The sequence below is a fragment of the Vogesella sp. EB genome (assembly GCF_001037925.1).
GTDB lineage: Bacteria > Pseudomonadota > Gammaproteobacteria > Burkholderiales > Chromobacteriaceae > Vogesella > Vogesella indigofera.
In genome coordinates this window covers 1-719 of the sequence record NZ_LFDT01000064.1, presented here as the reverse complement: position 1 = coordinate 719, position 719 = coordinate 1, and the positions used below count along the sequence as shown (strand labels likewise).

The following is a 719-nucleotide window of genomic DNA, read 5'->3' as shown; positions in this document are numbered from 1 at the left end:
CAGTGTGGCGTCCTGGGCGGAGCGTCGCCACCGGCCGGTAGGGATCCACTCGCGGCCAGTAGTGGGGTCGCTGTGGCGGCTGCTCAGCTCGGCTTCGACGGCGCCGCGACGCTTCGAGTAGTGCAGGATCGCGCGCGGATCGAACCCGATGATTTCGCGGATCGGCGAGCCGGCCCGGGCGGCGAACCGCACGCCGAGGCGTCGGCCGAGTTGGTATTCGACGGCGCGTTCGTAGGCGATCCGGGCGCCGATGGTGGCCTGGTAGAACGCTTTGCTGTCGAGCGCGAGCCACGTCTCGCGTCCGTCGCGGACGACGCGGACTTTCGAGCTGACGATGATGTGGGAGTGCAGCTGCGGGTCTTTCTCCCGGGACATGCGGTGGTCGAAGACCGCGGCGGCGAGGCCGTCGGTGTCGACCTGCACGATGCCGTTGGTGCCCAGCCGGGTGAACGCCCCGTGCGCTCGTAGGTGCTCCAGGGCGGCGCGTACGCCGTCGTGGTGCGATGCCATCACCTCGCGCTTGACCCGGTCGTCACCGAATGCCCACAGCAGGCTGACGCTCTTGACGGGTGAAACGGTGACGTCGAACCCGGCCACGGGGTGCCGTTCCGGGGCGGTCCAGATCCGCAGCCACACCTGGGCGATCTGTTCGTAGGTGGCGTCTTCAGGTAGGGCTTTCCACGCTTTTTCAACGGCGGCTTGGCGGGCGTCGTCGTCGA

The 719-nt window shown here is 68.7% G+C and carries 1 protein-coding gene; it reads right to left on the bottom strand.

Annotation, left to right across the window (positions count from 1 at the left end; translation table 11 throughout):
• Positions 1–719, bottom strand: a 719-nt coding sequence (gene mobF, locus ACG97_RS16735; RefSeq protein WP_047968519.1) for a MobF family relaxase, incomplete at both ends; no start/stop codon positions are given.